This is a genomic window from Aquitalea sp. ASV15 (genome assembly GCF_016429115.1).
GTDB lineage: Bacteria > Pseudomonadota > Gammaproteobacteria > Burkholderiales > Chromobacteriaceae > Aquitalea > Aquitalea magnusonii.
This window is the reverse complement of sequence record NZ_JAELTZ010000026.1, coordinates 12,089-33,450: the sequence shown is the minus strand read 5'-3', so window position 1 is coordinate 33,450 and position 21,362 is coordinate 12,089. Positions and strand designations below refer to the sequence as shown.

The 21,362-nt window shown below is 63.2% G+C and carries 20 protein-coding genes; 13 read left to right on the top strand and 7 right to left on the bottom strand.

Going from position 1 to position 21,362, the window contains the following annotated elements; all coding sequences use genetic code 11:
* Window positions 1–36: 36 nt before the first annotated feature.
* The gene (locus tag JHD64_RS12845) at window positions 37–816 is read right to left on the bottom strand and encodes a fumarylacetoacetate hydrolase family protein (RefSeq protein WP_199053473.1); all 780 of its coding nucleotides are present in this window, start codon (window positions 814–816) and stop codon (window positions 37–39) included.
* Window positions 813–1,577: a fumarylacetoacetate hydrolase family protein gene (locus JHD64_RS12840; protein WP_199053472.1), complete on the bottom strand. Its 765-nt coding sequence runs from the start codon at window positions 1,575–1,577 to the stop codon at window positions 813–815. The genes JHD64_RS12845 and JHD64_RS12840 overlap by 4 nt, the downstream gene beginning before the upstream one ends.
* A 357-nt stretch (window positions 1,578–1,934) precedes the next feature.
* Here JHD64_RS12840 and hpaA point away from each other — a divergent pair, with 357 nt between their 5' ends.
* The gene (gene hpaA / locus JHD64_RS12835; protein ID WP_199053471.1) at window positions 1,935–2,822 is read left to right on the top strand and encodes a 4-hydroxyphenylacetate catabolism regulatory protein HpaA; all 888 of its coding nucleotides are present in this window, start codon (window positions 1,935–1,937) and stop codon (window positions 2,820–2,822) included.
* Window positions 2,823–2,829: 7 nt separating this feature from the next.
* On the opposite strand, the gene JHD64_RS12830 is transcribed toward hpaA, so the two are convergent.
* The gene (locus tag JHD64_RS12830) at window positions 2,830–3,780 is read right to left on the bottom strand and encodes a helix-turn-helix domain-containing protein (protein ID WP_199053470.1); all 951 of its coding nucleotides are present in this window, start codon (window positions 3,778–3,780) and stop codon (window positions 2,830–2,832) included.
* Between JHD64_RS12830 and JHD64_RS12825 the strand changes: the two genes are divergently transcribed.
* The 8 genes from JHD64_RS12825 to JHD64_RS12790 all read left to right on the top strand — a co-directional run bounded on the left by JHD64_RS12825 (window position 3,739) and on the right by JHD64_RS12790 (window position 12,996).
* Window positions 3,739–4,176: a hypothetical protein gene (locus tag JHD64_RS12825; protein ID WP_199053469.1), complete on the top strand. Its 438-nt coding sequence runs from the start codon at window positions 3,739–3,741 to the stop codon at window positions 4,174–4,176. The genes JHD64_RS12830 and JHD64_RS12825 overlap by 42 nt on opposite strands.
* Before the next feature lie 148 nt (window positions 4,177–4,324).
* Window positions 4,325–5,824, top strand: a complete 1,500-nt coding sequence (locus JHD64_RS12820) for an aldehyde dehydrogenase family protein (protein ID WP_199053490.1) — start codon at window positions 4,325–4,327, stop codon at window positions 5,822–5,824.
* Between the two features lie 88 nt (window positions 5,825–5,912).
* Complete coding sequence (locus JHD64_RS12815; protein WP_059285035.1) at window positions 5,913–7,244, top strand: aspartate aminotransferase family protein; 1,332 nt, start codon at window positions 5,913–5,915, stop codon at window positions 7,242–7,244.
* 62 nt (window positions 7,245–7,306) lie between these two features.
* Window positions 7,307–8,041: a helix-turn-helix transcriptional regulator gene (locus tag JHD64_RS12810; RefSeq protein WP_199053468.1), complete on the top strand. Its 735-nt coding sequence runs from the start codon at window positions 7,307–7,309 to the stop codon at window positions 8,039–8,041.
* A 119-nt stretch (window positions 8,042–8,160) separates the two neighbouring features.
* Window positions 8,161–9,672, top strand: coding sequence for an APC family permease (locus JHD64_RS12805; RefSeq protein ID WP_199053467.1), 1,512 nt, complete (start codon window positions 8,161–8,163; stop codon window positions 9,670–9,672).
* Complete coding sequence (locus JHD64_RS12800; RefSeq protein ID WP_199053466.1) at window positions 9,653–10,264, top strand: DUF3156 family protein; 612 nt, start codon at window positions 9,653–9,655, stop codon at window positions 10,262–10,264. Before JHD64_RS12805 ends, JHD64_RS12800 begins: the two co-directional genes overlap by 20 nt.
* A 37-nt stretch (window positions 10,265–10,301) precedes the next feature.
* The gene (locus JHD64_RS12795; protein ID WP_199053465.1) at window positions 10,302–11,978 is read left to right on the top strand and encodes an arylsulfatase; all 1,677 of its coding nucleotides are present in this window, start codon (window positions 10,302–10,304) and stop codon (window positions 11,976–11,978) included.
* A gap of 1 nt (window position 11,979) precedes the next feature.
* A complete protein-coding gene (locus JHD64_RS12790; RefSeq protein ID WP_199053464.1) occupies window positions 11,980–12,996 on the top strand; it encodes a formylglycine-generating enzyme family protein in 1,017 nt (338 codons plus the stop codon).
* On the opposite strand, the gene hpaR is transcribed toward JHD64_RS12790, so the two are convergent.
* The gene (gene hpaR / locus JHD64_RS12785) at window positions 12,993–13,499 is read right to left on the bottom strand and encodes a homoprotocatechuate degradation operon regulator HpaR (RefSeq protein ID WP_233170481.1); all 507 of its coding nucleotides are present in this window, start codon (window positions 13,497–13,499) and stop codon (window positions 12,993–12,995) included. The genes JHD64_RS12790 and hpaR overlap by 4 nt on opposite strands.
* A 128-nt stretch (window positions 13,500–13,627) precedes the next feature.
* On the opposite strand from hpaR, the gene JHD64_RS12780 reads away from it, so the two are divergent.
* Window positions 13,628–14,416 carry an SDR family NAD(P)-dependent oxidoreductase gene (locus JHD64_RS12780; RefSeq protein ID WP_199053463.1) on the top strand — a complete coding sequence of 263 codons (789 nt, stop codon included), beginning with the start codon at window positions 13,628–13,630 and terminating at the stop codon, window positions 14,414–14,416.
* A gap of 161 nt (window positions 14,417–14,577) precedes the next feature.
* Here the strand turns inward: JHD64_RS12780 and JHD64_RS12775 are convergent, their stop codons facing one another.
* From JHD64_RS12775 to fabI, 3 genes are all read right to left on the bottom strand, one after another.
* On the bottom strand, window positions 14,578–15,357 hold the full coding sequence (locus JHD64_RS12775) for an SDR family oxidoreductase (RefSeq protein ID WP_199053462.1): 780 nt from the start codon (window positions 15,355–15,357) through the stop codon (window positions 14,578–14,580).
* Between the two features lie 9 nt (window positions 15,358–15,366).
* A complete protein-coding gene (locus tag JHD64_RS12770; RefSeq protein ID WP_199053461.1) occupies window positions 15,367–16,200 on the bottom strand; it encodes a MoaF C-terminal domain-containing protein in 834 nt (277 codons plus the stop codon).
* 175 nt (window positions 16,201–16,375) lie between these two features.
* On the bottom strand, window positions 16,376–17,164 hold the full coding sequence (gene fabI / locus JHD64_RS12765; protein WP_059284729.1) for an enoyl-ACP reductase FabI: 789 nt from the start codon (window positions 17,162–17,164) through the stop codon (window positions 16,376–16,378).
* A gap of 330 nt (window positions 17,165–17,494) precedes the next feature.
* On the opposite strand from fabI, the gene JHD64_RS12760 reads away from it, so the two are divergent.
* From JHD64_RS12760 to JHD64_RS12750, 3 genes are read left to right on the top strand one after another with little or no spacing between them, the layout of a single operon-like run.
* Window positions 17,495–19,282, top strand: coding sequence for an extracellular solute-binding protein (locus JHD64_RS12760; RefSeq protein ID WP_199053460.1), 1,788 nt, complete (start codon window positions 17,495–17,497; stop codon window positions 19,280–19,282).
* Window positions 19,283–19,284: 2 nt separating this feature from the next.
* Entirely contained in the window at window positions 19,285–20,334 is a 1,050-nt protein-coding gene (locus JHD64_RS12755) for a microcin C ABC transporter permease YejB (protein WP_059284731.1), read from the top strand.
* Window positions 20,331–21,362 carry an ABC transporter permease gene (locus tag JHD64_RS12750; protein ID WP_110313221.1) on the top strand — a complete coding sequence of 344 codons (1,032 nt, stop codon included), beginning with the start codon at window positions 20,331–20,333 and terminating at the stop codon, window positions 21,360–21,362. The genes JHD64_RS12755 and JHD64_RS12750 overlap by 4 nt, the downstream gene beginning before the upstream one ends.

Sequence of the window (21,362 nt, the reverse complement as noted above, 5' to 3'; positions counted from 1 at the left end):
AGGCGCGCCGTCTACCGGGCCGCGCCGGATAATGTTTCACACGGTTTGTGCCTGGCGGGCTGCGTATTGCGCCTCGCTGACAATGTGGTTCACCAGACGGCCCACCCCTTCCACCTCGACAATCACCTCATCGCCCGGCACCACATCGGCCAGCCCTTCCGGCGTGCCGGTGGCGATCATGTCGCCGGGGGACAGGGTCATGAAGCTGCTGAGGTATTCGATAAGGAAGGGAATGTCGAACACCATGTCGCTGGTGTTGCCCTGTTGGCGCAGCTCGCCATTCACCCAGGTACGCAAGGTGAGCGCAGCCGGGTTGGCCACGTCGTCACGGTCTACCCACCACGGACCGATCGGGGTGAGGGTGTCGCGGTTTTTCACCCGCAGATTCGGCCGGTAGTAGTTTTCCAGGTAGTCGCGCACCGCGTAGTCATTGCACACGCTGTAGCCGGCCACGTAGTCCATCGCCTGTTCGCGTTTCACGTTTTTGGCGGTCTTGCCGATGATCACCACCAGCTCGCACTCGTAGTGCATGTACAGCAGATTGTCGGGCCGTACCGATACCTGACGATGGCCGGAGAGGGTGGCGGGCGATTTCAGAAATACCAAGGGCTCGGTGGGAGCCTTGAAGGCCAGTTCGGCGGCGTGGTCGGCATAGTTCAGCCCCAGCGCGAATACCGTGCCTTCGGCTGGTGGCAGCCATTCGACGGCGTCTTCCGCCAGGCGGCGGCCATCGGCCAGCTGTACCGAATGGTCGTCATTTACCAGCACGGCGTGGATGTCTGCCTCACCGGGCAGGCGGATGCGGGCGTGTTTCATTGGGCGCTCTCCTCGGCGATCAAACGGTTTTCCAGGCGGCCAATGCCGGCTATCTCCACGGCTACGGTGTCGCCGGGGCGGATTTCCAGCTGGCGCAGCGGGGTGGCGGGGATGATCAGGTCGCCCGGCTGCAAGGTCATGAACTGGCTGAGGGCGGCAATCAGCTGCGGCACACTGCGCAGCCAGTCGCGGCTGTGGTTGGTTTCGGCCAGCTCACCGTTCAGGTAGCTGCGGATTTCCACGTTCAGCGGGTCGAGGGCGGCAGCATCCACCAGCCACGGGCCCATCGGGCAGAAACCGTCACGACATTTGGCCTTGACGGCCGGGCGGTAGAAGCTGCTTTCTTCCAGGCTGATTTCATTCACCACGGTGTAGCCTGCAACCACAGCCAGCGCCTGTTGTTCAGTCAGCTTGCTAGCCGTCTTGCCAATCACCACGCCCAGCGCACCACCGGCAAACACCTTGCCAGCTTGTGTCGGCAGGGCAATGGTGCTGCCGTGGCCAGCGTGGGTATTGCGCGGCTTGATGAACAGCACCGGCGTGGCCGGGGCTTTCTGGTAGGGAGGCTGCTGGAATTCGGCTTCCAGCTGCTCCAGCAGGCTGCGGTGGTTCAGCGCCACGCCATAGACGGTGCCGGTGACGGGGGCCAGCCATTGCGGCTGGTCCGCCAGTGGATTGCCGTTGTCCAGCAGCAGCTTGCCATCGGCCAGTGGTGTTACCTGGCGGGCTTGCTGGTTCAGCACGATGCGGCCTTGCTTCATCGGTCTCTTCCTTGTTGTGGTGGTGGACAGCGGGGCTGACCATTTATTTAATATGTTAACTTTATACGGTTGGGGCAAAGGATTTGTCAACGCAGCCATCCGGCCAGCCAGCGGGCCGACTGCCACTATGCCGGCAGTGTGGCAGTACTTTCTGTACGATTAACTGTACTTTTCATGGGGTTGCAGCTGCTGGTGGCTGCCGGTTTTGTGCAGGCTGATGGAGAAAAATCATGCTAAGTCTATGAAAATAATGGATTTGAAAATGATGGCTTTGCCGGCGGAAAAAGGTGGCTGTACAAAAGCTGACATTGTCGGCGGGCTGTAGTATTTTCAGCACAGCGATGCACAGGAGCGGCCATGGCGCAGAACAGACCTACACCAATACCCAATATCAACATCGGCAAGGTGTATGACAGCCGCTATGGCGAGTCGGACATCAATATCGAAGCCTTTGGCAAACTGGCGGAATTCTTTGGCCGCAATATGCCGGTGCATCGGCATGACCGTTTCTTTCAGCTGCACTATCTGGCCAGCGGGCAGATCCGCCTGTATCTGGAGGAGCAGCAATACCTGGCACAGGCACCGCTGTTCTTTTTTACCCCGCCCACCGTGCCGCATGCCTTCATTACCGAGGCGGATGCCGAAGGTTTTGTGCTGACGGTCAGGCAGGAACTGGTGCGCCAGCTTTTGCACACCCTGCCGGCGCCGCAGCTGGAGCCGTGGCTGATGCAGCCGGCCTGTGTCGAGCTGCAGGATGATCCGGCAGCCCGGCGCCTGCCCTTGCTGCTGGGGCTGTTAAGCGAGGAGTTCATGGGGGAGGGGCGGGGAAGGGAGGCGGCCATGCAGGGTCTGACCCAGCTGATTCTGGTCGCTGCCTTGCGACTGTCGCAGCATGCCGGGCCTACCGCGCATTTTCGCCGCGAAGACCTGCAGATCTTCCATCGCTTCAATGCGCTGATCGAGGCACATTACCGCGAGCACTGGTCGCTATGGCGCTATGGCGAGGCCATGGGGGTGACCGAGTCGCGGCTGAACGATATTTGCCGGCGCATGGCCGACCTGCCGTCCAAGCGGCTGATTCACGACCGCCTGCTGCAGGAGGCCCGGCGGCTGCTGATTTTTTCCGCCAGCTCGGTCAATGAGATTGCCTATCACCTCGGCTTCAAGGACCCGGCTTATTTCTCGCGTTTCTTCCTGCGTGAAACCGGGCTCAAGCCCAGTGACTACCGCCGCCGCAACAGCTGATGCCCGGCTATTGCAACAAGCCGCGGCTGCGGGTGTCCGACGGCAGCTCGCAAAACAGCTTGCGGTAATCGCGGGCGAAATGCCCCAGATGGTAAAAGCCCCAGTAGGCTGCCGCTTCACGTATGCCGCGGGCGGCGTGTGCGGGCGACAGCAGCATGCGCCGTACCGCATTGAGCCGGATCGAACGCAGGTAGTCCACCGGCGTGGTGTTGGCAATCAGCTGGAAACTGTTTTGCAGGGTACGCCGGCTCACGCGCAATTGCTGGCACAGGTCGAGCACGGTGACCGGTTCGTCGCTGCTATCCATCACGATGGCCTGGCTGCGCCGGACAATATCGCTGTGGGTGGCATAGGTCAGGTTCAGCCGCTGCTCCGGCACACTGTCATGCAGCATGTCCAGCAGCAGGCTGATCAACTGGTGCTGCACCAGTTTCTGGCTGCCGGCAAATTCCAGCAGGTCGGGGTTTTCCAGCGCCTGTTCGAACACGCCCAGCAAGGTGCTGCGGGTGCTGGCCAGCTGCTCCGGCCGCACTTGTATCACCGGCTGCCAATGGCGTTGGCCGGATAGCTGCTGGTAGAACTCCGGCGCCAGCGCGGCCAGGTCTTCATTGCGCACCGACAACTGGATGGAGTCCACCTCCGGTGGCACATGCATGATGAATTCTTCATTGCTGCGCAAGGCGGTGATGGCATGGCTGCCTACCGAGCGGCCTTGCAGGGTGAGCGGCAGCGGGGCGTGGATGGGAATGGCAAAGTGCACCATGTCGGCCGGTGCGCGGCCATATTGCACCACGCGCTGGTTGAGCACTTCGCGAAACACTTCCAGCTGGCCGGTGTTCAGCCGTGATAGCGAGCTGCAAAAGCGGCCGCTGCTGATCTGGTCGTAAACCTGTTGCCAGCTGCGCAGATGGGCGGCATGGTGCTGCGCGTCGTTGAAATGACGGATTTCGGCCAGCATGGTGGACCTCCTGATGCGTTGTCTCTCTGGCGGCAGGGCAGGCCCGGCCACTTTATTTCTCTTTTGGCGTTTTGGGTGATGGCTGACCGTTGGGCGGACATGGCGGGCGGCATCTGGGTGTCGCTCCTGCCGGTGTGGCATGCCGGACAGCTTAAAGCATATCCGGCCTGCCTTCGTATCTTCAGCGATTTGTCTTCTGGCTGCAAAAAATACTTAACATGTTATCTAATTGGGCCGGGCAGCCATTGGCAGACGCTGGGCGCAAGCCTTGCCTGGCAAGGGCTGTGGCGCGCTGCTGGCTGTTTCATCCTTGCAACATGGCCGTGGTTTTTCCGGCTCGTCCACCCGGCCTGTCTTTTGGCCGACGCAGCTGCAGGCTTTGCCGATTTGGGATAAGCCGGCGAAAAAGTGCCGCGTATATTGACCTGCAACAAGGCCCCCGTACCGGCCGCCTGCTAGGGCAGCGCCAGGGGGATCAGAACATATTGCCGCAAGCGCGGGTCTGGCCGCTGCGACTGGCACATCTACTGAGGAGTTAAGCGTGATGGATCAAAACCTGGTGGCCGTGCTGCCGCAAGTCACGGCATTCGTGCAGAAGGAACATGGCCTGTTGATCGACGGTCGTGCAGTGGCCGCCTTGTCCGGCCAGCGCAGCGAGGTGCGCAATCCGGCCACCGGCCAGGTGATTGCCAGCGTGGCCGATGGCAACGAGCAAGACGTTGATGCCCTGGTGCAAAGTGCCCATCGTGCCTTTCGCTCCGGGGTATGGTCCGGTCTGCGGCCGGCCGACCGCGAGCGCATTTTGCTCAAGCTGGCCGATGTGCTGGAGGCGCATGCCGAGGAACTGGCCCAGCTGGAAACGCTGAACCAGGGCAAGTCCATCCATATTTCGCGTGCCATCGAAGTGGGCGCGGCCATCGAGTTTGTCCGCTATATGGCCGGCTGGGCCACCAAGCTGGGCGGCGAAACCATGGATGTGTCGATTCCGGTACCGCCGGGCAGCCGCTATACCGCCTACACCCGCCGCGAGCCCATCGGCGTGGTGGCCGGCATCGTGCCGTGGAATTTCCCGCTGATGATTGCCATCTGGAAGATGGTGCCGGCGCTGGCCGCCGGTTGTACCGTGGTGCTGAAGCCTTCCACCGAAACCCCGCTCACCGCCCTGCGCCTGGGCGAACTGGCGCTGGAAGCCGGCATCCCGCCCGGCGTGGTGAATGTGCTGACCGGCCGTGGCTCCCGCGCCGGCCAGGCGCTGGCGGCGCACCCGCTGATCAGCAAGATTTCCTTTACCGGCTCTACCGAAATCGGCAAGACCGTCGGCCATGCCGCCATCGACAACATGACCCGTTTCTCGCTGGAACTGGGCGGCAAGAATCCGATGATCATGCTGGGCGACATCGATGTCGACAAAGCCATCCAGGGGGCCTTGATGGGCGGCTTTCTCAATCAGGGCCAGGTGTGTGCCGCGGCTTCGCGCCTGTACATCCATCGCAGCAAATTCCACCAGGTGGTCGAAGGGCTGGCTGCCGCCGCCAACAGCATGACGCTGGGCAGCGGGCTGGACCTGAACGCCCAGGTCAACCCGCTGGTGTCGGCACGGCAGCAGCAGTCGGTATGCCGGCTGATAGAGGCGGGCCGTAGCGAAGGCGCCAGCATTCTGGCCGGTGGCGGCGCGGCCGATCTGCCCGGTTACTTTGTCAAGCCCACCATCATGATCAATGCGGCGCAGCACAGCACCATCGTGCAGGAAGAGGTATTCGGCCCGGTGCTGGTGGCGCTGCCTTTCGACAGCATCGACGAAGCCATCGCCATGGCCAATGACTCGCGCTATGGCCTGGCTGCCAGCCTGTGGACCAACGATCTGTCGGCCGCCATGCACATCGTGCCGCAAATCCAGGCAGGCACGGTGTGGGTCAACAGCCATATTCCGCTCGACCCCAGCCTGCCGTTTGGCGGCTTCAAGCAATCCGGCATCGGCCGCGAGTTTGGCCGCGGCGCGGTGGAGAATTTTACCGAGACCAAGTCGGTGTGCATCGCCTACTGAGTCACTGACAAGCCCCCTGATGACCCGGGGTTTTGCGAGGTTTTGTTGGCCGTCACCGGTCGCATATTTGTCTGCAAAGGAGTAACCCATGTCTTACGACAAGTCCCGTTTCTGGCACCCCATGCTGCACCCCAATGAAATGCAGCGGCGCGAGCCCATCCGTATCGTGCGTGGCGAAGGCTGCCATGTATTTGATGACCAGGGCCGCAAGCTGGTGGATGGCGTGGCCGGGCTGTGGAATGTCAACGTCGGCCACAACCGCCCGGAAATCAAGCAGGCCATCGTGTCCCAGCTGGATGAGCTGGAATATTTCCAGCTGTTTGACGGCATCTCCCACCCGCGCGCCGAAGAGCTGTCCGCCACCATCATCGACATGCTGAAGCAAGAGGACATGGCGCGCGTCAGCTTCAGTTCCGGTGGTTCGGATGCGGTGGAAACCGCGCTCAAGCTGGCCCGCCAGTATTGGCGGGTCTGTGGCCAGCCGGACCGCACCAAGTTCATCTCGCTCAAGCAGGGCTATCACGGCGTGCATTTTGGTGGTGCCTCGGTTAACGGCAATACCGTGTTCCGCCGCAATTACGAACCCTTGCTGCCGGGTTGCTTCCATGTGGAAACGCCGTGGCTGTACCGCAACCCGTTTACCGATGATCCGGAAGAACTGGCGCAGATGTGCGCGCAGATGCTGGAGCGGGAAATCCAGTTCCAGAGCCCGGACACCGTGGCCGCCTTCATTGCCGAGCCCATCCAGGGTGCCGGTGGCGTGATCGTGCCGCCGGCCAGCTACTGGCCGCTGATCCGCGCCGTGTGTGACAAGTACGGTGTGCTGCTGATTGCCGATGAAATCGTCACCGGCTTTGGCCGCTCCGGCTCCATGTTCGGCAGCCGGCTGTGGGGGGTGAAGCCGGACATCATGTGTCTGGCCAAGGGCATTTCCTCCGGCTATGTGCCTTTGGGTGCCACCGTGGTCAATCAGCGTATTGCCGATGCCTTTGCCCAAAACCAGGACTTCGGTGGGGTGGTGATGCATGGCTACACCTATGCCGGCCACCCGGTGGCCTGCGCCGCCGCCATTGCCAACCTCAAGATCGTGCGCGAGGAAAACCTGCCGGCCCAGGCGGCCGCCCAGGGTGAATACCTGCTGGGCCAGCTCAAGCCGTTTGCCGACAAATACGCGGCGGTGGGCGAGGTGCGTGGCAAGGGCCTGATGATTGCGCTGGACCTGGTGCAGGACAAACACACCCGCGAGCCGATCGACCCGATGGGCGGTTATGCCAACAAGGTGGCGGAGATCGCGCGTGAAAACGGCGTGCTGGTGCGCCCGGTGGGCACCAAGATCATCCTGTCGCCGCCGCTGGTGATCGGTCAGGCCGAGTGCGATGCCATCGTGGCAGCGCTGGCCGCCGGTTTCGACGCCGCCTGAGTTGTCTGATGGCAGGGGGCGCGCCTGTCGCGGCGCCCTCTGCCTGCTGATGGGGCCTTGCCATGCACACCCTTGTCGCCTCCGCCGCAGCGGAACAGCAGTTGCAACGCAGCCTGGACGTGCTGCACGATTTGCTGCCCTTGAGCGCCTGTGCCTTTTATCGGGTCAACCGGCAGCAACAGCCGCACGACTTTTTGCTGCGCAGCATGCCGGATGCGGTGCACCAGCGCTATGTCAGCCGTTACATGCAGCACGACCCCTTGCATCCGGCGCGGCTGGCAGTGCAGCCACGCAATGTGGTGGCCTTGCGCGAGGTGCTGGCCGCGCCAATGCAGCCGGCCTCGCGCTACGCCCCTTTCCTGGCCAGCAGCCGGGTGGTGGACGTGGTGGAAATCCTGCTGCGTCGTGGCGGGCGGGTGGTGGCTGGTATCTCCTTGCTGCGCCAGGGGCGCATGCATGGTTTTGCCGCCGAGGAGCTGCAGTTGCTGCAGCAGGTTTACAGCCTGCTGGATATGGCGCTGGAGCCCTGTCTGCAGTCAGGCTACCCGTCGCGCACGCCGGTGCCACTGACCGGGCGCGAGGCCGAGATTGCCCGCCTGCTGTGTGCCGGTGCCTGCAACAAGAGCATGGCCCGTGAGCTGGACATCGGTCTGGCCACGGTCAAGACCCATTTGCTGCACCTGTTTCGCAAGTTTGCCGTATCCAATCGTACCGAACTGGCCTGCGCCCTGTTTGCACAGCAGCAAGCGGCAGCACCGGGCCCAGCCAGCCAGGACAGTGCCGGAAGTCATCCATAACAACAAGGATTTCCGGTTTTTGCATGGGAAAGACGGCAGTGGTGCGCCACAGACGGGCCAGCCGCCCGCTGCCCTGCCGGCTCTCCCATCGTTAGCGTATCTTCAGGAGGAGAAACCAGATGTCGATAGAGAAGAAACTGACCCAGCACCTGCAGCAAGGGGTGGTGGGCTTTCCGGTGGCGCTGGCCAGTTCGGTCGGCGTGGTGATGGCCAGCCCGGTCATCCTGACCGTGACCAGCGGTTTTGGCATGGCCGGCAGTACCTTTGCCCTGGCCATGCTGATTGCCTTCATCATGATGCAGGCGCAGGCCACCACCTTTGCCGAGGCGGCATCCATGCTGCCCACCTCGGGCGCCGTCTACGATTATATTTCCGCAGGTCTGGGGCGCTTCTGGGCGATTACCGGCACCATTTCCGCCTATCTGCTGGTGCATGTGTTTGCCGGTACGGCAGAAACCATCCTGTCCGGCATCATGGCGCTGGTGAACTTTGAACACCTCAACACCATGCTGGAACACAGCGGTACTTCGTGGATGGTGGGGGTGGGGCTGGTAGTGCTGTTCGGCATTCTCAATGCGCTGGGCATCACTATTTTCGGCAAGGCGGAAATCATCCTCACCTTCGTGATGTGGGCCACGCTGACCGTGTTTGGCGTCATTGGTCTGATCAAGGCACCGGCGGTGTCGCTGCAGGGCTGGTTTGGCAGTCCGCTGGATCTGTCCGACCCCAGCGGGGTGCTCAGCCTGATCGGCATGGCCATGTTCATGTTTGTCGGCTTCGAACTGGTCACCCCGCTGGCCCCGGAGCTGAAAAATGCCGGCCGCAACATTCCGCGTGCCGCCCGGCTGGGCCTGACCGGCGTGGCCGTGACCATGGCCATTTATGGCGCGGCCATGGTACACCAGGTGGCCAATGTGGCGATGGACCCGAAAAATCCTGCCGGCCCGCATCTGCTGGATACGCCGATGGCGATTCCGGCCTTTGCCGAGCAGGTGATGGGGCCGTTCGGCAAGATCTGGCTGGGCATCGGCCTGCTGTTTGCCGGGGCCGCCACCATCAACACCCTGATTGCCGCGCTGCCACGCATCCTGTACGGCATGGCCATCGATGGCGCGCTGCCCAAGGCTTTCACCTACCTGCACCCGCGTTTCAAGACCCCGCTGCTGGGCATCCTGGTGGCAGTGATCATTCCCTGCAGCCATGCCTGGCTGATCCAGGGGGATCTGGACCGCATCATGCCGCTGGTGCTGGCGGCCGTCTGTGCCTGGGGTGTGGCTTATCTGCTGGTGAACCTGGCGGTGGCGCGCTTGCGCTTCACCCGGCCGGACTTTCCCCGCGCCTATCGCTCGCCGTGGTTTCCGCTGCCGCAGATCATCTCCTCGGTGGGCATTCTGATCGCCATCTGGTACATCACCCCGCCCGGCATGCATCCGCGTGACATCTACCTGCCTTTCGGCATCATGCTGGGCCTGACCGCGCTGTATGCGCTGCTGTGGACGGTGCTGGTACAGAAAGTGCATCCCTTCCGTGCCGTGGCGCTGGAGGACATTCTCACGGCCGAGTTCGGCAAGGTTGGGGGCCATGCCTCGCTGATCGACGAGGAGCTGAAGCGTGTGGCAACGAGCGCTTGATTTTGCCCTGCGCCCCCGGCTGCCCCAGGGCTACCGGCCGGGGGAGACCCTGGCACGGCTGCAGCGCGACCTGAGCGGCCTGGATTATCTGGGCGAGGAGGGGGGCTGCCGCCGCTATGCACTGCCCGGCAGCAACTGGAGCGTGCTGGTGAGCGAAGTGGTGGACAGCCAGCTGCTGCTGCATACCGTCAGCTGCCGCTTCAGCCTGCAGCTGCCGCTAGCCGGCCCGGCCCGGCCATGCCGGCTGGCTTTCAACCATCGTGGCAGCTGGCGGCGCAGCGGCATTGCCTGTCGTCTGCTGCGTGGTGATGCCGAGGAACTGGCCGTCTTGCGGCAGCGGCTGGTGCAGGATGCCGACCTGCACACCGCGCTGATGCCGCTGGATTTCAAACGCTGCGAACTGCTGGGCGATGCCGCAGGCTGGCGCGTGGAGATAGAACCCTTCGCCGCCAGCGAAGTGGTTGGCAGATTTCCGCCATTTCGCCGCTATATCCGTCTGATCAACACCCAGAAACTGGCAGTGCTGGCCGCTATGGCAGCATTGCGCCGCCTGCTTTTGGCGCAAGATGGCCCTCCCCTGACACAAGACTGAGGGCAGCTGCGACGCCAGCCTGCCCGGGAGGATGGACATGCGGCACAGCAGACTGGCACTTGGCGGCGCGCTTCTCTGGCTGGCCACGGCGGTGCAGGCCGCCGGGCCGGCACCACGGCCCAATATCGTGCTGCTGGTGGTGGACGACATGGGCTATTCCGATCTGGGTGCCATGGGGGGCGAAATCGACACCCCTCACCTGGATGCCTTGCTGCGTGAAGGCCGGCTGCTGTCCAGCATGCTGGTGGCCCCCACCTGCTCGCCCACCCGCGCCATGCTGCTGTCCGGCATGGACAATCACCTGGCTGGGGTCGGCAATATGGCCGAGATGATGACGCCCACGCTGACGCCGCATCAGCTGGGGCAGGCCGGTTACGAAGGCTATCTGGCCAGCCGGGTGGTGGCGCTGCCGCAGCTGCTGCGCGAGGCCGGCTATCACACTTATCTGAGTGGCAAGTGGCATCTGGGCATGGCGGATGGTCAACGGCCGGAGAGCCGCGGCTTCGAACGCTCCTTTGCCCTGATGAATGGCGGTGCGGCGCATTTCAACCAGTCGGCCCCGCAACAGATCGTGGCCGGCACGCCAGCGCCGACCTATCGCGAAGATGGCCGCATTGTTGCCTTGCCCGCCGATTTCTACTCCAGCACATTCTTTACCGACAAGCTGATCAGCTATCTGGATCAGCAGCCTGCCGATGGCCAGCCTTTCTTCGCCTATCTGGCTTACACCGCACCGCATCTGCCCTTGCAGGCGCCCGACCGCTTCTTGCAGCAATATCGTGGCCGCTATGCCGCCGGCTACGAGGAAGTCGCCCGCCAGCGCATTGCCCGCATGCAGCGGCTGGGGCTGATCGGTCCGCAGCTTAAGCCTGTACCCATGCCGCCCGGCGTCCGGCCCTGGGCCAGCCTCAGCCCGGCCGAGCAGGCCCGTTCCGCCCGCGATATGGAAGCCTATGCCGCCATGCTGAGTGCGCTGGATGCCGAAGTGGGCCGGCTGGTGGCGTATCTGAAGCAGCGCGGCCAGTTTGAGCAGACCGTCATCCTCTTTGTGTCCGACAACGGCCCGGAAGGCAATGACTGGGCCGCCGATGCCGGGAACAAAAGCTGGATACCGGCCAATTTTGACAACCGGCTGGAGAATATCGGCCGTCCCGATTCCTTTGCCTTCCAGGGACCGGCCTGGGGCCAGGTCAGCGCCCAGCCTTTCCGCTATTTCAAGGCTTACACCTATGAGGGCGGGGTGCGCTCGGCGTCCTTCATCCGCTTTCCCGCCAGCATTCCCGCCGGGCGCAGCACGCAACTGCTGACCGCCATGGACGTGATGCCCACCCTGCTCGAACTGGCGGGTGCACGGCATCCGGGCCTGCTGTGGCAGGGCCACACGGTATTACCCATGCAGGGCATGTCGATGCTGCCCTATCTGCAAGGCCGTGCCGCCGTGCACAATCCCGATTATGTATGGGCCACCGAGCTGATGGGGCGGCAGGCATTGCGCAAGGGGCACTGGAAAATCGTCTACCAGTACCAGGGGCGTAGTCACGGCCGCTGGGCGCTGTACGATCTGCAACAGGATCCGGGCGAACAGCATGATGTTGCCAGCCGCCATCCGGCCAAGCTCGACGAGTTGCTGACGGAATGGGCGCAGTATGTGCAGCGCAATAATGTGCGCCTCGGCACGCGTGATACCAGCTATCCGCTGACGGGAGACGAATGACATGCTGCGTGGCTTGATCGCTGGGGGATGGCTATGCCTCAGCCTGGCGGCAGCAGCGGCCCCGCTGCTGGGCAGTGCCGCAGCCTGTCGCCGCTACGACGGGCTGCCCGGCACGCAGGCGGCGGCACAAGGCTGGGTGCCGGGCGGGCGCTTCATCATGGGGGCGGATGATGCCTATCCGGAAGAAGCACCGGCGCGCGAGGTCCAGCTCAAAGGCTTCTGGATGGATAGACACGAAGTGAGCAATGCCCAGTTTGCCCGCTTTGTGCGCGCCACCGGCTATCGCACCCTGGCCGAGCGCGGGCTGGATGGCCGGCACTACCCTGATGTGCCAGCCAGGCTGCGCCAGCCCGGCTCCATGGTGTTCATCATGCCCAGCCGGCTGGACCCGGACCAAGTCAACTGGTGGCACTTTGTTCCCGGCGCCAACTGGCGGCAGCCGGAAGGGCCGGGCAGCAGCTGGCGCGGCCGGGAAAACCACCCGGTGGTGCATATCGCCCGCGAGGATGCCATGGCCTATGCGCGCTGGGCCGGGCGCAGCCTGCCTACCGAGGCCGAGTTCGAATATGCCGCGCGTGGCGCTGTCGCCAGCCGTTTTCCCTGGGGAGACAGCCTGCAGCGGCAAGGCCGGCAGATGGCCAATACCTGGCAGGGGCCTTTCCCCTTCAAGAACAATACTGAAGATGGCTTTGCCGCTACCGCCCCGGTGGGCTGTTTTGCCGCCAATGGCTATGGCCTGTTCGACCTGATCGGCAATGTGTGGGAATGGACGGCAGATGACTGGAGTACGCCGCTGCCCGCTGCCACGGCACAGCCGGCGCTGAATCTGGAAGCTGCCCTGTCATTGCAGGCGCGTGGCCGCCAGCTTGGCACCATCAAGGGGGGGTCCTTCCTGTGTTCGCCGCTGTATTGCCAGCGTTACCGGCCCAGCGCCCGTCATGCCCAGGAATTGAGCCTGGGCAGCAGTCATATCGGTTTTCGTACCGTAGCGCACGCACCCGGCCCGGCAGGACCTTAAGCTTCCTCCAGCGTGCTGCCCAGCAGTACGCCGGGCTGGGGGGCGGGCAGCTGTTCCAGCTCGTTCAGCAGGCTGATCAGCAGCTCCAGTTTTTCCTCGCCGAAATGGGCTTCGATCTGCTCGTAGCAGGCGGTGGACAGCGGCGCCACCTGGCGGGTGAGGCGGCGACCTTCCTTGGACAAGGACACGATCAGCCGGCGGCTGTCCACCTTGTCGCGGCTGCGCTGCACCAGGCCGGCCTTTTCCATGCGTACCAGAATGCCGGTCAGGCTGGGCGACAGGATGCAGGCCAGGTCGGCAATCATGCCGGCTTCCATTTCGCCGCGATCATCCAGCAGCCGCAAGATGCGCCATTGCTGCTCGGTCAGACCCACGCTGTTGAGCAGGGGACGGAAGTAGGCCATCACCGCTTCGCGGGCGCGCAACAAATGCTGGGGGAGGCGGTGCTGGTGTTGGGGACTCTGTTTGGACATGGGGCGCAGGATGGGCAATGTTTTTAACATCTTAACATTCAGTTTCCTGCAACCCAAGTACCTCGCTGTTTGTGCAGGTGGCTGTCCACCATTTGATGGATGGGGGGCTGTCGTGCCGCGGCCTAGACTGGGCCCTTGTCCACCAACAGGAGCAAGACATGAGCGAACACGCCAGAACCATCGTCATTACCGGAGCCGGCAGCGGCATCGGGGCCGCCTGCGCCCGGCTGCTGGCTGCCGATGGCCACACCCTGGTATTGATCGGCCGCCGCGCTGCGCCCTTGCAGGCAGTGGCACAGGATTGCGGCGCGCTGGCCCTGGTGGGCGATGCCGCCAGCAGCAGCGACTGGCAGGCATTGCTGGCCCGGATCATGCAGCGTTACGGGCGGATTGACGGCCTGTTGTGCTGCGCCGGTGGTCTGGGTATGGGCAGTGCGCTGGCTACCGACGATGCGGCATGGCAGGCGGCCATGCGTGCCAATCTGGATTCGGCCTTTGTCAGCACGCGCGCCTGCCTGCCGGCCCTGATCAATAGCCGGGGGGCTGTGGTGTTGCTGGCATCGATTGCCTCGCTGGCCGCCGGTCCGGAAGTCTGTGGCTATACCACGGCCAAGCATGCGCTGATCGGCCTGACCCGTTCGCTGGCGCGCGATTATGGCCCGCAAGGGGTGAGGGTGAATGCGGTCTGCCCCGGCTGGGTAAAGACGCCGATGGCCGACGAGGAAATGCAGCCGCTGATGCAGCGCTATGGCGACAGCCTGCAGCAAGCCTATGCCCGGGTGACGGCCGACGTGCCCTTGCGCCGCGCCGCGGCTGCGGAGGAAATCGCCGCGGTATGCCGCTTTTTGCTGTCGGAGCAGGCCAGCATCATCACCGGCGCCGCCATTGTGGCGGATGGCGGCTCCAGCATCGTCGATGTGCCGACGCTGGCTTACAGTCAGCTGTGACAGCATGCCAGCAACAAGACCGCCGGGTGGCGGTCTTGTTGCGTGCCGGGAATAAAACCGCTGCTGCGGCCTTGAGCCTCCTGGCTCGACTGCAGGTGCTGTCGGCAGCTGCGCGCCTGGCCGCGCTGTTAACTGCTGCCAACTGGCTGCGCCATAGCCGATCAGGGCATGACGGCGCTGCTCTCCGGCAAGGTGGCACCGCCATCCACTACGATGGTCTGGCCGGTGATGTAGGCAGCCGCGTCGGAGGCGAGAAACAGCATGGCTGCCGCGATATCGCCCGGCTCGCCCAGCCGGCCCAGCGGGATGCCGCGGGCAATGGCCGCATTCACGTCGGCATCGCCCAGATTATCCATGGCTGGTGTGCGTATCATCCCCGGCTCCACCCCGTTGACGGTGATGCGATCCGCCGCCAGTTCCAGTGCGGCGGCACGGATAAAGCCGTTGACCCCGGCCTTGGACGCCGCGTAATGCGCCAGCCCCGGATAGGCAACCCGCGGGCCGGTTACCGATGAGGTGGCGATGATGCGTCCGCCCCCCTGGCGACGCATGGCCGCTTGTGCGGCCTGACTCAGCCAGAACAGCGCCTGCAGGTTGACGGCCAGGGTGCGTTGCAGCAGGGGCGGGCGGATGTCGGCAAACGCCGTCAGCGGGAAATAGGCGGCATTGTGGATCAGCACATCCAGCCGGCCCTGTTGTTCCAGCACGCGGCCTACCAGTGCGGCAGCCTGTTCTGGCTCGGCCAGATCGCACTGGCAGGCGCTGGCCTGCAGCCCTTGCGCCCGCAAGGCTGCGGCCGTGGCCTGGGCCAGTTCGCCCTGCAAGTCCGCCACCACCACCGTGGCGGCATGGCGGGCAAACAGCTGGCAGATGGCGGCGCCTATGCCTTGCGCGCCGCCGGTCACCAGCACCACCTTGCCGGCAAAGTCGGGGTTGGGCATGGCCGCTCCTCAGTCGTGCAGCGGGTGGCTGGTGCGGTTGAGGATCTGTGTCCTGGCACCTACCGGGAAATTGGCAACGGCGCTGAAGTCATTGCCCTGATAGCCGAAAATCTTGCCATCGGTTTTCAGTTGCTGTAGGTCGATCAGCACCACGCCCAGTGTGGGGATGATTTTCTCGCGCCAGACAAACAGGTAGAGCTCGTGGTCCAGCTTGAAGTAGTGGCAGCGGTCTACATCGGCCAGCCCCTGTTCCACCCCTTGCAGGCACTGCCAGGTATAAAAGTGGCTGTTCAGATAGATATGCTCGTAACACTCGGTGGGGCTGTAGCGGTACAGGTTGCGCAGGCCGAGCAACTCATCGGTGACATGGTGCAGGGGGGTATTGGCCGCAAGCGGCTGATCAAGGCTGCCATGGGCAAACTGGCAGCGCACTGCGGTGAGTTCCTGGCCCTGATTGACGCGGCTGAAGGCGGACTGCGCCACTTCCTGTGCGCTGGGCAGCTGGCCGGCCACCGCGGTAAACAGCGCAGCGCTCAGATCCAGTACCAGGCTGAGCGAATGGCCATGTGCCTGGCGCGGGATGAAGTCCAGCAGCACGATGCCGGGGCGCAGGCTGCTGGCGCGGTAAGCGCCCTGGCCGACAAAGCCCTCTGCGCTGCCCTGGCCCAGGCTTGTCAGCTGGCACTCCTGCTCGCCCACCTGCAGGCTGGCGCTGCTGCCATCGGCAAAGTGCAGCACAAACTGTCGCCCTTGCAGGACTGCTGTGCCGGGAAGGATGTGGCTGTCCGGCGCGAAACCATCGGCCAGATCGCCGACGGGAATGAATACGGGTTGGCTGCTCATGCTGTTCTCCTGATTGGGTAATGGCCCGATCAGTGTGCGAGAGCGGCGCTGGCGGCACCATCCACCATTTGGTTGAACCCGGCGGGGCGGGCACAGCAAAACGGGGCGGCTTCCAGTCAAGGAAGCCGCCCCGTGGCGGACCTGTCAGCAGTGCAGCCGGCTAGGCCGGGATGACTCAAGCGTCCGGTACGTTCATCGAGTTGATGCTGAAGCCGGCATCAACATAGGTGATTTCACCGGTAATGCCGGAGGCCAGGTCCGACAGCAGGAAGGCTGCGGTGTTGCCCACTTCCTCGGTGGTGACGTTGCGGCGCAGACAGGACTGGCCGGCAGCAATCGACAGCAGCTTGGAGAAGCCGGAAATGCCGGCAGCGGCCAGGGTCTTGATCGGACCGGCGGACAGGCCGTTGACACGGATATTGTCCTTGCCCAGGCTGGCGGCCATGAAGCGTACCGACGATTCCAGGCTGGCCTTGGCCAGACCCATCACGTTGTAGTTCGGGATGGCGCGGATGGCACCCAGATAGGACAGGGTCAGCAGGGCGGCATTGCGGCCTTGCATCATCGGGCGTGCTGCCTTGGCCAGCGCCGGGAAGCTGTAAGCGGAAACATCGTGCGCGGTGTGGAAGGCTTCGCGGGTCAGTGCGTCCAGGAAGTCGCCTTCCAGCGATTCGCGCGGGGCGAAGGCAATGGCATGCACCAGGCCGTCCAGACCATCCCACTGCTTGCCCAGATCGACAAACAGCTGGTTGATTTCATCATCGCTCTGCACATCGCAGCGGAAAACCAGCTCGCTGCCGAAATCCTTGGCCATTTCACGTACACGGTCTTCCAGCTTGTCCACCACATAGGTGAAAGCCAGCTCCGCGCCTTGCTTGTGGCACGCCTGGGCGATGCCATAGGCGATGGAGCGGTTGGAGATCATGCCGGTAATCAGAATTTTTTTGCCTTGCAGAAAGCCCATTTGGAGTCCTTCTTGGTAGAAACAGGGGGGCATTATACCCAAGCCTGCACTACGCTGTCGTGGGGATTGTCCGACAGCCGTCGTGCACGAGGCGGCAAGGCCGCGAATCGCGCGTCCGGCAGACGGTCGGAAAAAGGTTTATATCGTGGTAACAGGCCGTGCGCCACGGGCTGGAGCGTTCCGCCGCCAGCCGGAAACAGGCTATCCTGTCCACAATGCATGATTATCCCGTTCTGCCCGGGCTGGGCGGCAGACTGTCGCCGGCAGCCGCAAAACGGAAAACCGCAATGATAAGCTAGTCATGATTAATGCGTAAGCAGTCACAACAATATGAAACAACAACATTGGCTAGGGGTTTTGCTGCTGCTGTGGGCTGCCAGGGGGATGGCTGCTCCGGCTCAGGCCATGGGCTATACCCCGAAATACGCCGCCGGTTTTACACATTTTGACTATGTCGAGCCGCAAGCGCCCAAGGGCGGGCAGCTGGTATTGCCGGCGCAGGGCAGTTTCGACACGCTGAATCCTTTCACCCTGAAAGGGGACAAGGCTGATGGCGTGCAGGCGCTGTTGCTGGATACGCTGGGCGTGTCCAGCGAGGACGAACCCTATAGCTGCTATGGCCTGCTGGCCGACGACATGCAGCTGGCTGCCGACAAGTTGTCGGTACGCTTTCACCTGAACCCGCTGGCGCGCTTTGCCAATGGCCGCCCGGTGCAGGCAGCCGATGTGGTGGCCTCCTTCAATACCCTGACGCGCGACCCGGCGGCCACGCCGCTATACCGCGTCTACTGGGCCGATGTGCAACAGGCGGTAGCGGTGGATGCCGCCACCGTGCGCTTTGACTTCAAGCGCCGGAATTCCGAGCTGCACATGACGCTGTGCCAGCTGCCGGTGTTTTCCCGGCAATGGATTGCTGCCGGCAAATCGCTGGCCGATGTGGCCCTGCAACCACCCGTCGGCTCCGGCCCCTATGTGCTGGAGCGCTATGACCTGGGCAAGAACATCAGCTTCAAGCGCAATCCGCAATACTGGGCAGCCAGGCTGCCGGTTCGCCGGGGCATGTTCAATTTCGACCGTATCAGCTACCGCTATTACCAGGACGAAACCGCCCGGCTGGAAGCCTTCAAGGCCGGCGAGTTCGATGTGTCGGCCGAGAACATGGCCAAGCAATGGGCGCGCGGCTATGTCGGCCCCAAGTTTGACGATGGCCGCATCATCAAGAAAGCCCTGCCGCACCAGCTCAGTGCCGGCATGCAGGGCTTTGTGTTCAATCTGCGGCGGCAGCAGTTTGCCGATAAGCGCTTGCGCCAGGCCATCAGCCTGGCCTTTGATTTCGAATGGGCCAACCGTAACCTGTTTTATGGCCAGTACCGGCGCAGCAACAGCTTTTTCACCAATAGCGATCTGGCCGCCAGCGGTCTGCCGGGGCCGGACGAGCTGAAGCTGCTCAATCCGATCAAGGACAAGCTGGACCCGGTGGTGTTCGGCCTGCCGGTGGAACCACCGTTTACCGATGGCCGCTATGGCATCCGCCGCAATCTGCGCCAGGCGCGCCAGCTGTTGTTCGAGGCGGGCTGGCGCTACGAGGGCGGTTTGCTGGTCGACCATCGCGGCCGCCCGCTGCGCATCGAGTTTCTGACCTATTCCAAGGTATACGACCGGGTGGCCAGCGGCTGGCAGCAGAATCTGGCCAAGCTGGGCATCACCCTGACGGTGCGCTTGGTGGACCCGGCCATCTACCAGCGCCGGCTGAATGATTTCGACTACGACATGACGGTGGTGGTGTATGGCGCCAGCAACAGTCCGGGCAACGAGCAACTGGACTACCACAGCTGTCAGGCAGCGCAGACCCCCGGTTCGCAAAACTGGGCCGGGCTGTGCGATCCGGCGGTAGAGGCCCTGCTGCCCGATTTCCAGCAGTTTGCCGACCGTCGCCAGTTGCAGGCGGCCAGCCGCGCGCTGGACCGGGTCTTGCGTGCCGGCTATTACCTGCTGCCCAATTGGTATCTGCCTTATTACCGCATGGCCTGGTGGAACCGCTTTGGCCAGCCCGCCAAGCTGCCTTTGTATTACAGCCCGACCATGTGGGCCATCGAAACCTGGTGGGAGAAAAAATGAGCATGTGGCGCTATATCCTCAAACGCCTGTTACTGATGATTCCCACCCTGATCGGCGTGCTGGCGCTCACCTTTGCCATCATCCAGCTGGTGCCGGGCGGACCGGTGGAGCAGATGGTGCAGCAACTGGGCCACAGCGGTGTGGCCGGCGAGACGGTCAGCAGCGGCAGCCCGTATCAGAGCCGTGGTGGCCTGCAGCCAGAGGAGCTGCAGGCACTGCGCAAGCTGTATGGCTTTGACCAGCCGCCCTTGCAGCGCTTTGGCCACATGCTGGCCGGTTTTGCCCGCTTTGATCTGGGCGAGAGTTTTTTCCATCACCAGTCGGTGGCGCAGCTGATCCTGTCCAAGCTGCCGGTGTCGATGAGCATCGGCCTGTGGACCTTTTTCATCACCTATCTGCTGTGCATTCCACTGGGCATCGCCAAGGCGGTGCGTGACGGCAGCCTGTTCGATCTGGCCAGCAGCACGCTGATTCTGGTCGGCTATGCCATTCCCGGTTTTGTGCTGGGGGTGGCCTTGCTGGTGCTGTTCGGTGGTGGCAGTTTCTGGCAGCTGTTCCCGCTGCGCGGCCTGGTCAGCGACAACTGGTCCAGCCTCAGTTTCATCGACAAGCTGCTGGATTACCTGTGGCACATCGTGCTGCCAGTGACCGCCTCGGTGGTGGGGAATCTGGCGGTGATGACCATGCTCACCAAGAATGTGTTTCTGGAAGAAATCCGCCGCCAGTATGTCTACACCGCGCGCGCCAAGGGTTTGTCGGAACGCGCCATCCTGTACCGCCATGTCTTCCGCAATGCGCTGATCCCGCTGATTACCGGCTTTCCGGCGGCCTTTATCGGCGCCTTCTTTACCGGCAGCCTGCTGATCGAAACCCTGTTCTCGCTGGACGGGCTGGGCCTGCTGTCTTACGAGTCGGTGATGCGCCGCGATTACCCGGTGGTGATGGGCAGCCTGTATGTGTTCACCCTGCTGGGCTTGCTGGCCAAGCTGTTGTCCGATCTGAGCTATGTGCTGGTGGACCCGCGTGTCAGCTTCGAGGGAGGTGAGCGATGAGCCATGTGCCCGGTCTCACTCCCGGTCAGCGCGCCTGGCGGCGTTTTTGCCAGCACAAGCGCGGCTTTTACAGCCTGTGGCTGTTCCTGCTGCTGTTTGCACTGTCGCTGGGGGCCGAGCTGCTCTCCAACGACCGCCCGCTGGTGGTGCGCTATCACGACCAGCTGTATTTCCCCCTGCTGTTCGATTACCAGGAAACCACATTCGGCGGCGATTTCGACACCGCCACCGATTATCTCGACCCCTTCATCCAGGACCAGTTTGCCCGGCCGGGCAACTTTGCCGTCTATGCGCCCAATCCCTACAGCTACAACACGGTGAATTATTTTGCCGACAACCCCAACCCGGCGGCGCCGTCGGCTGACAATGTGCTGGGCACCGATGATCGCGGGCGGGACGTGCTGGCACGGCTGATCTACGGCTTTCGGGTGTCGGTGCTGTTTGCACTGGCACTGACCGTGTCCGGCACGCTGCTGGGGGTGCTGTTCGGCTCGCTGCAGGGTTTTTTCGGCGGCAAGTTCGATCTTGTGCTGCAAAGACTGCTGGAAATCTGGGGCAGCCTGCCCGAGCTTTACCTGCTGATCATCCTGGCCTCGCTGTTCAAGCCCAGCCTGCTGCTGCTGTTATTGCTGCTGACGGTATTCGGCTGGATGGGGCTGGCCGATTATGTGCGTGCCGAGTTCCTGCGTAACCGCCAGCTGGAATATGTGCTGGCGGCGCGCGCGCTGGGGCTGAACAGCCTGCAGATCATGTGGCGGCATTTGCTGCCCAACAGCCTGACACCGGTGCTGGCCTTTCTGCCCTTCCGGGTGAGCGGGGCGATTCTGGCACTCACCAGCCTGGATTTTCTCGGTCTGGGGGTGCCATCCAGCACGCCCAGCCTGGGCGAGCTGCTGGCACAGGGCAAGGACAATCTGGACGCCTGGTGGATTGCCCTGCCCACCTTCGCCGTTCTCACCACCACCCTGCTATTGCTGATCTTCATCGGCGAAGGGCTGCGTGCCGCCATGGATACCCGGAAAGGCTGA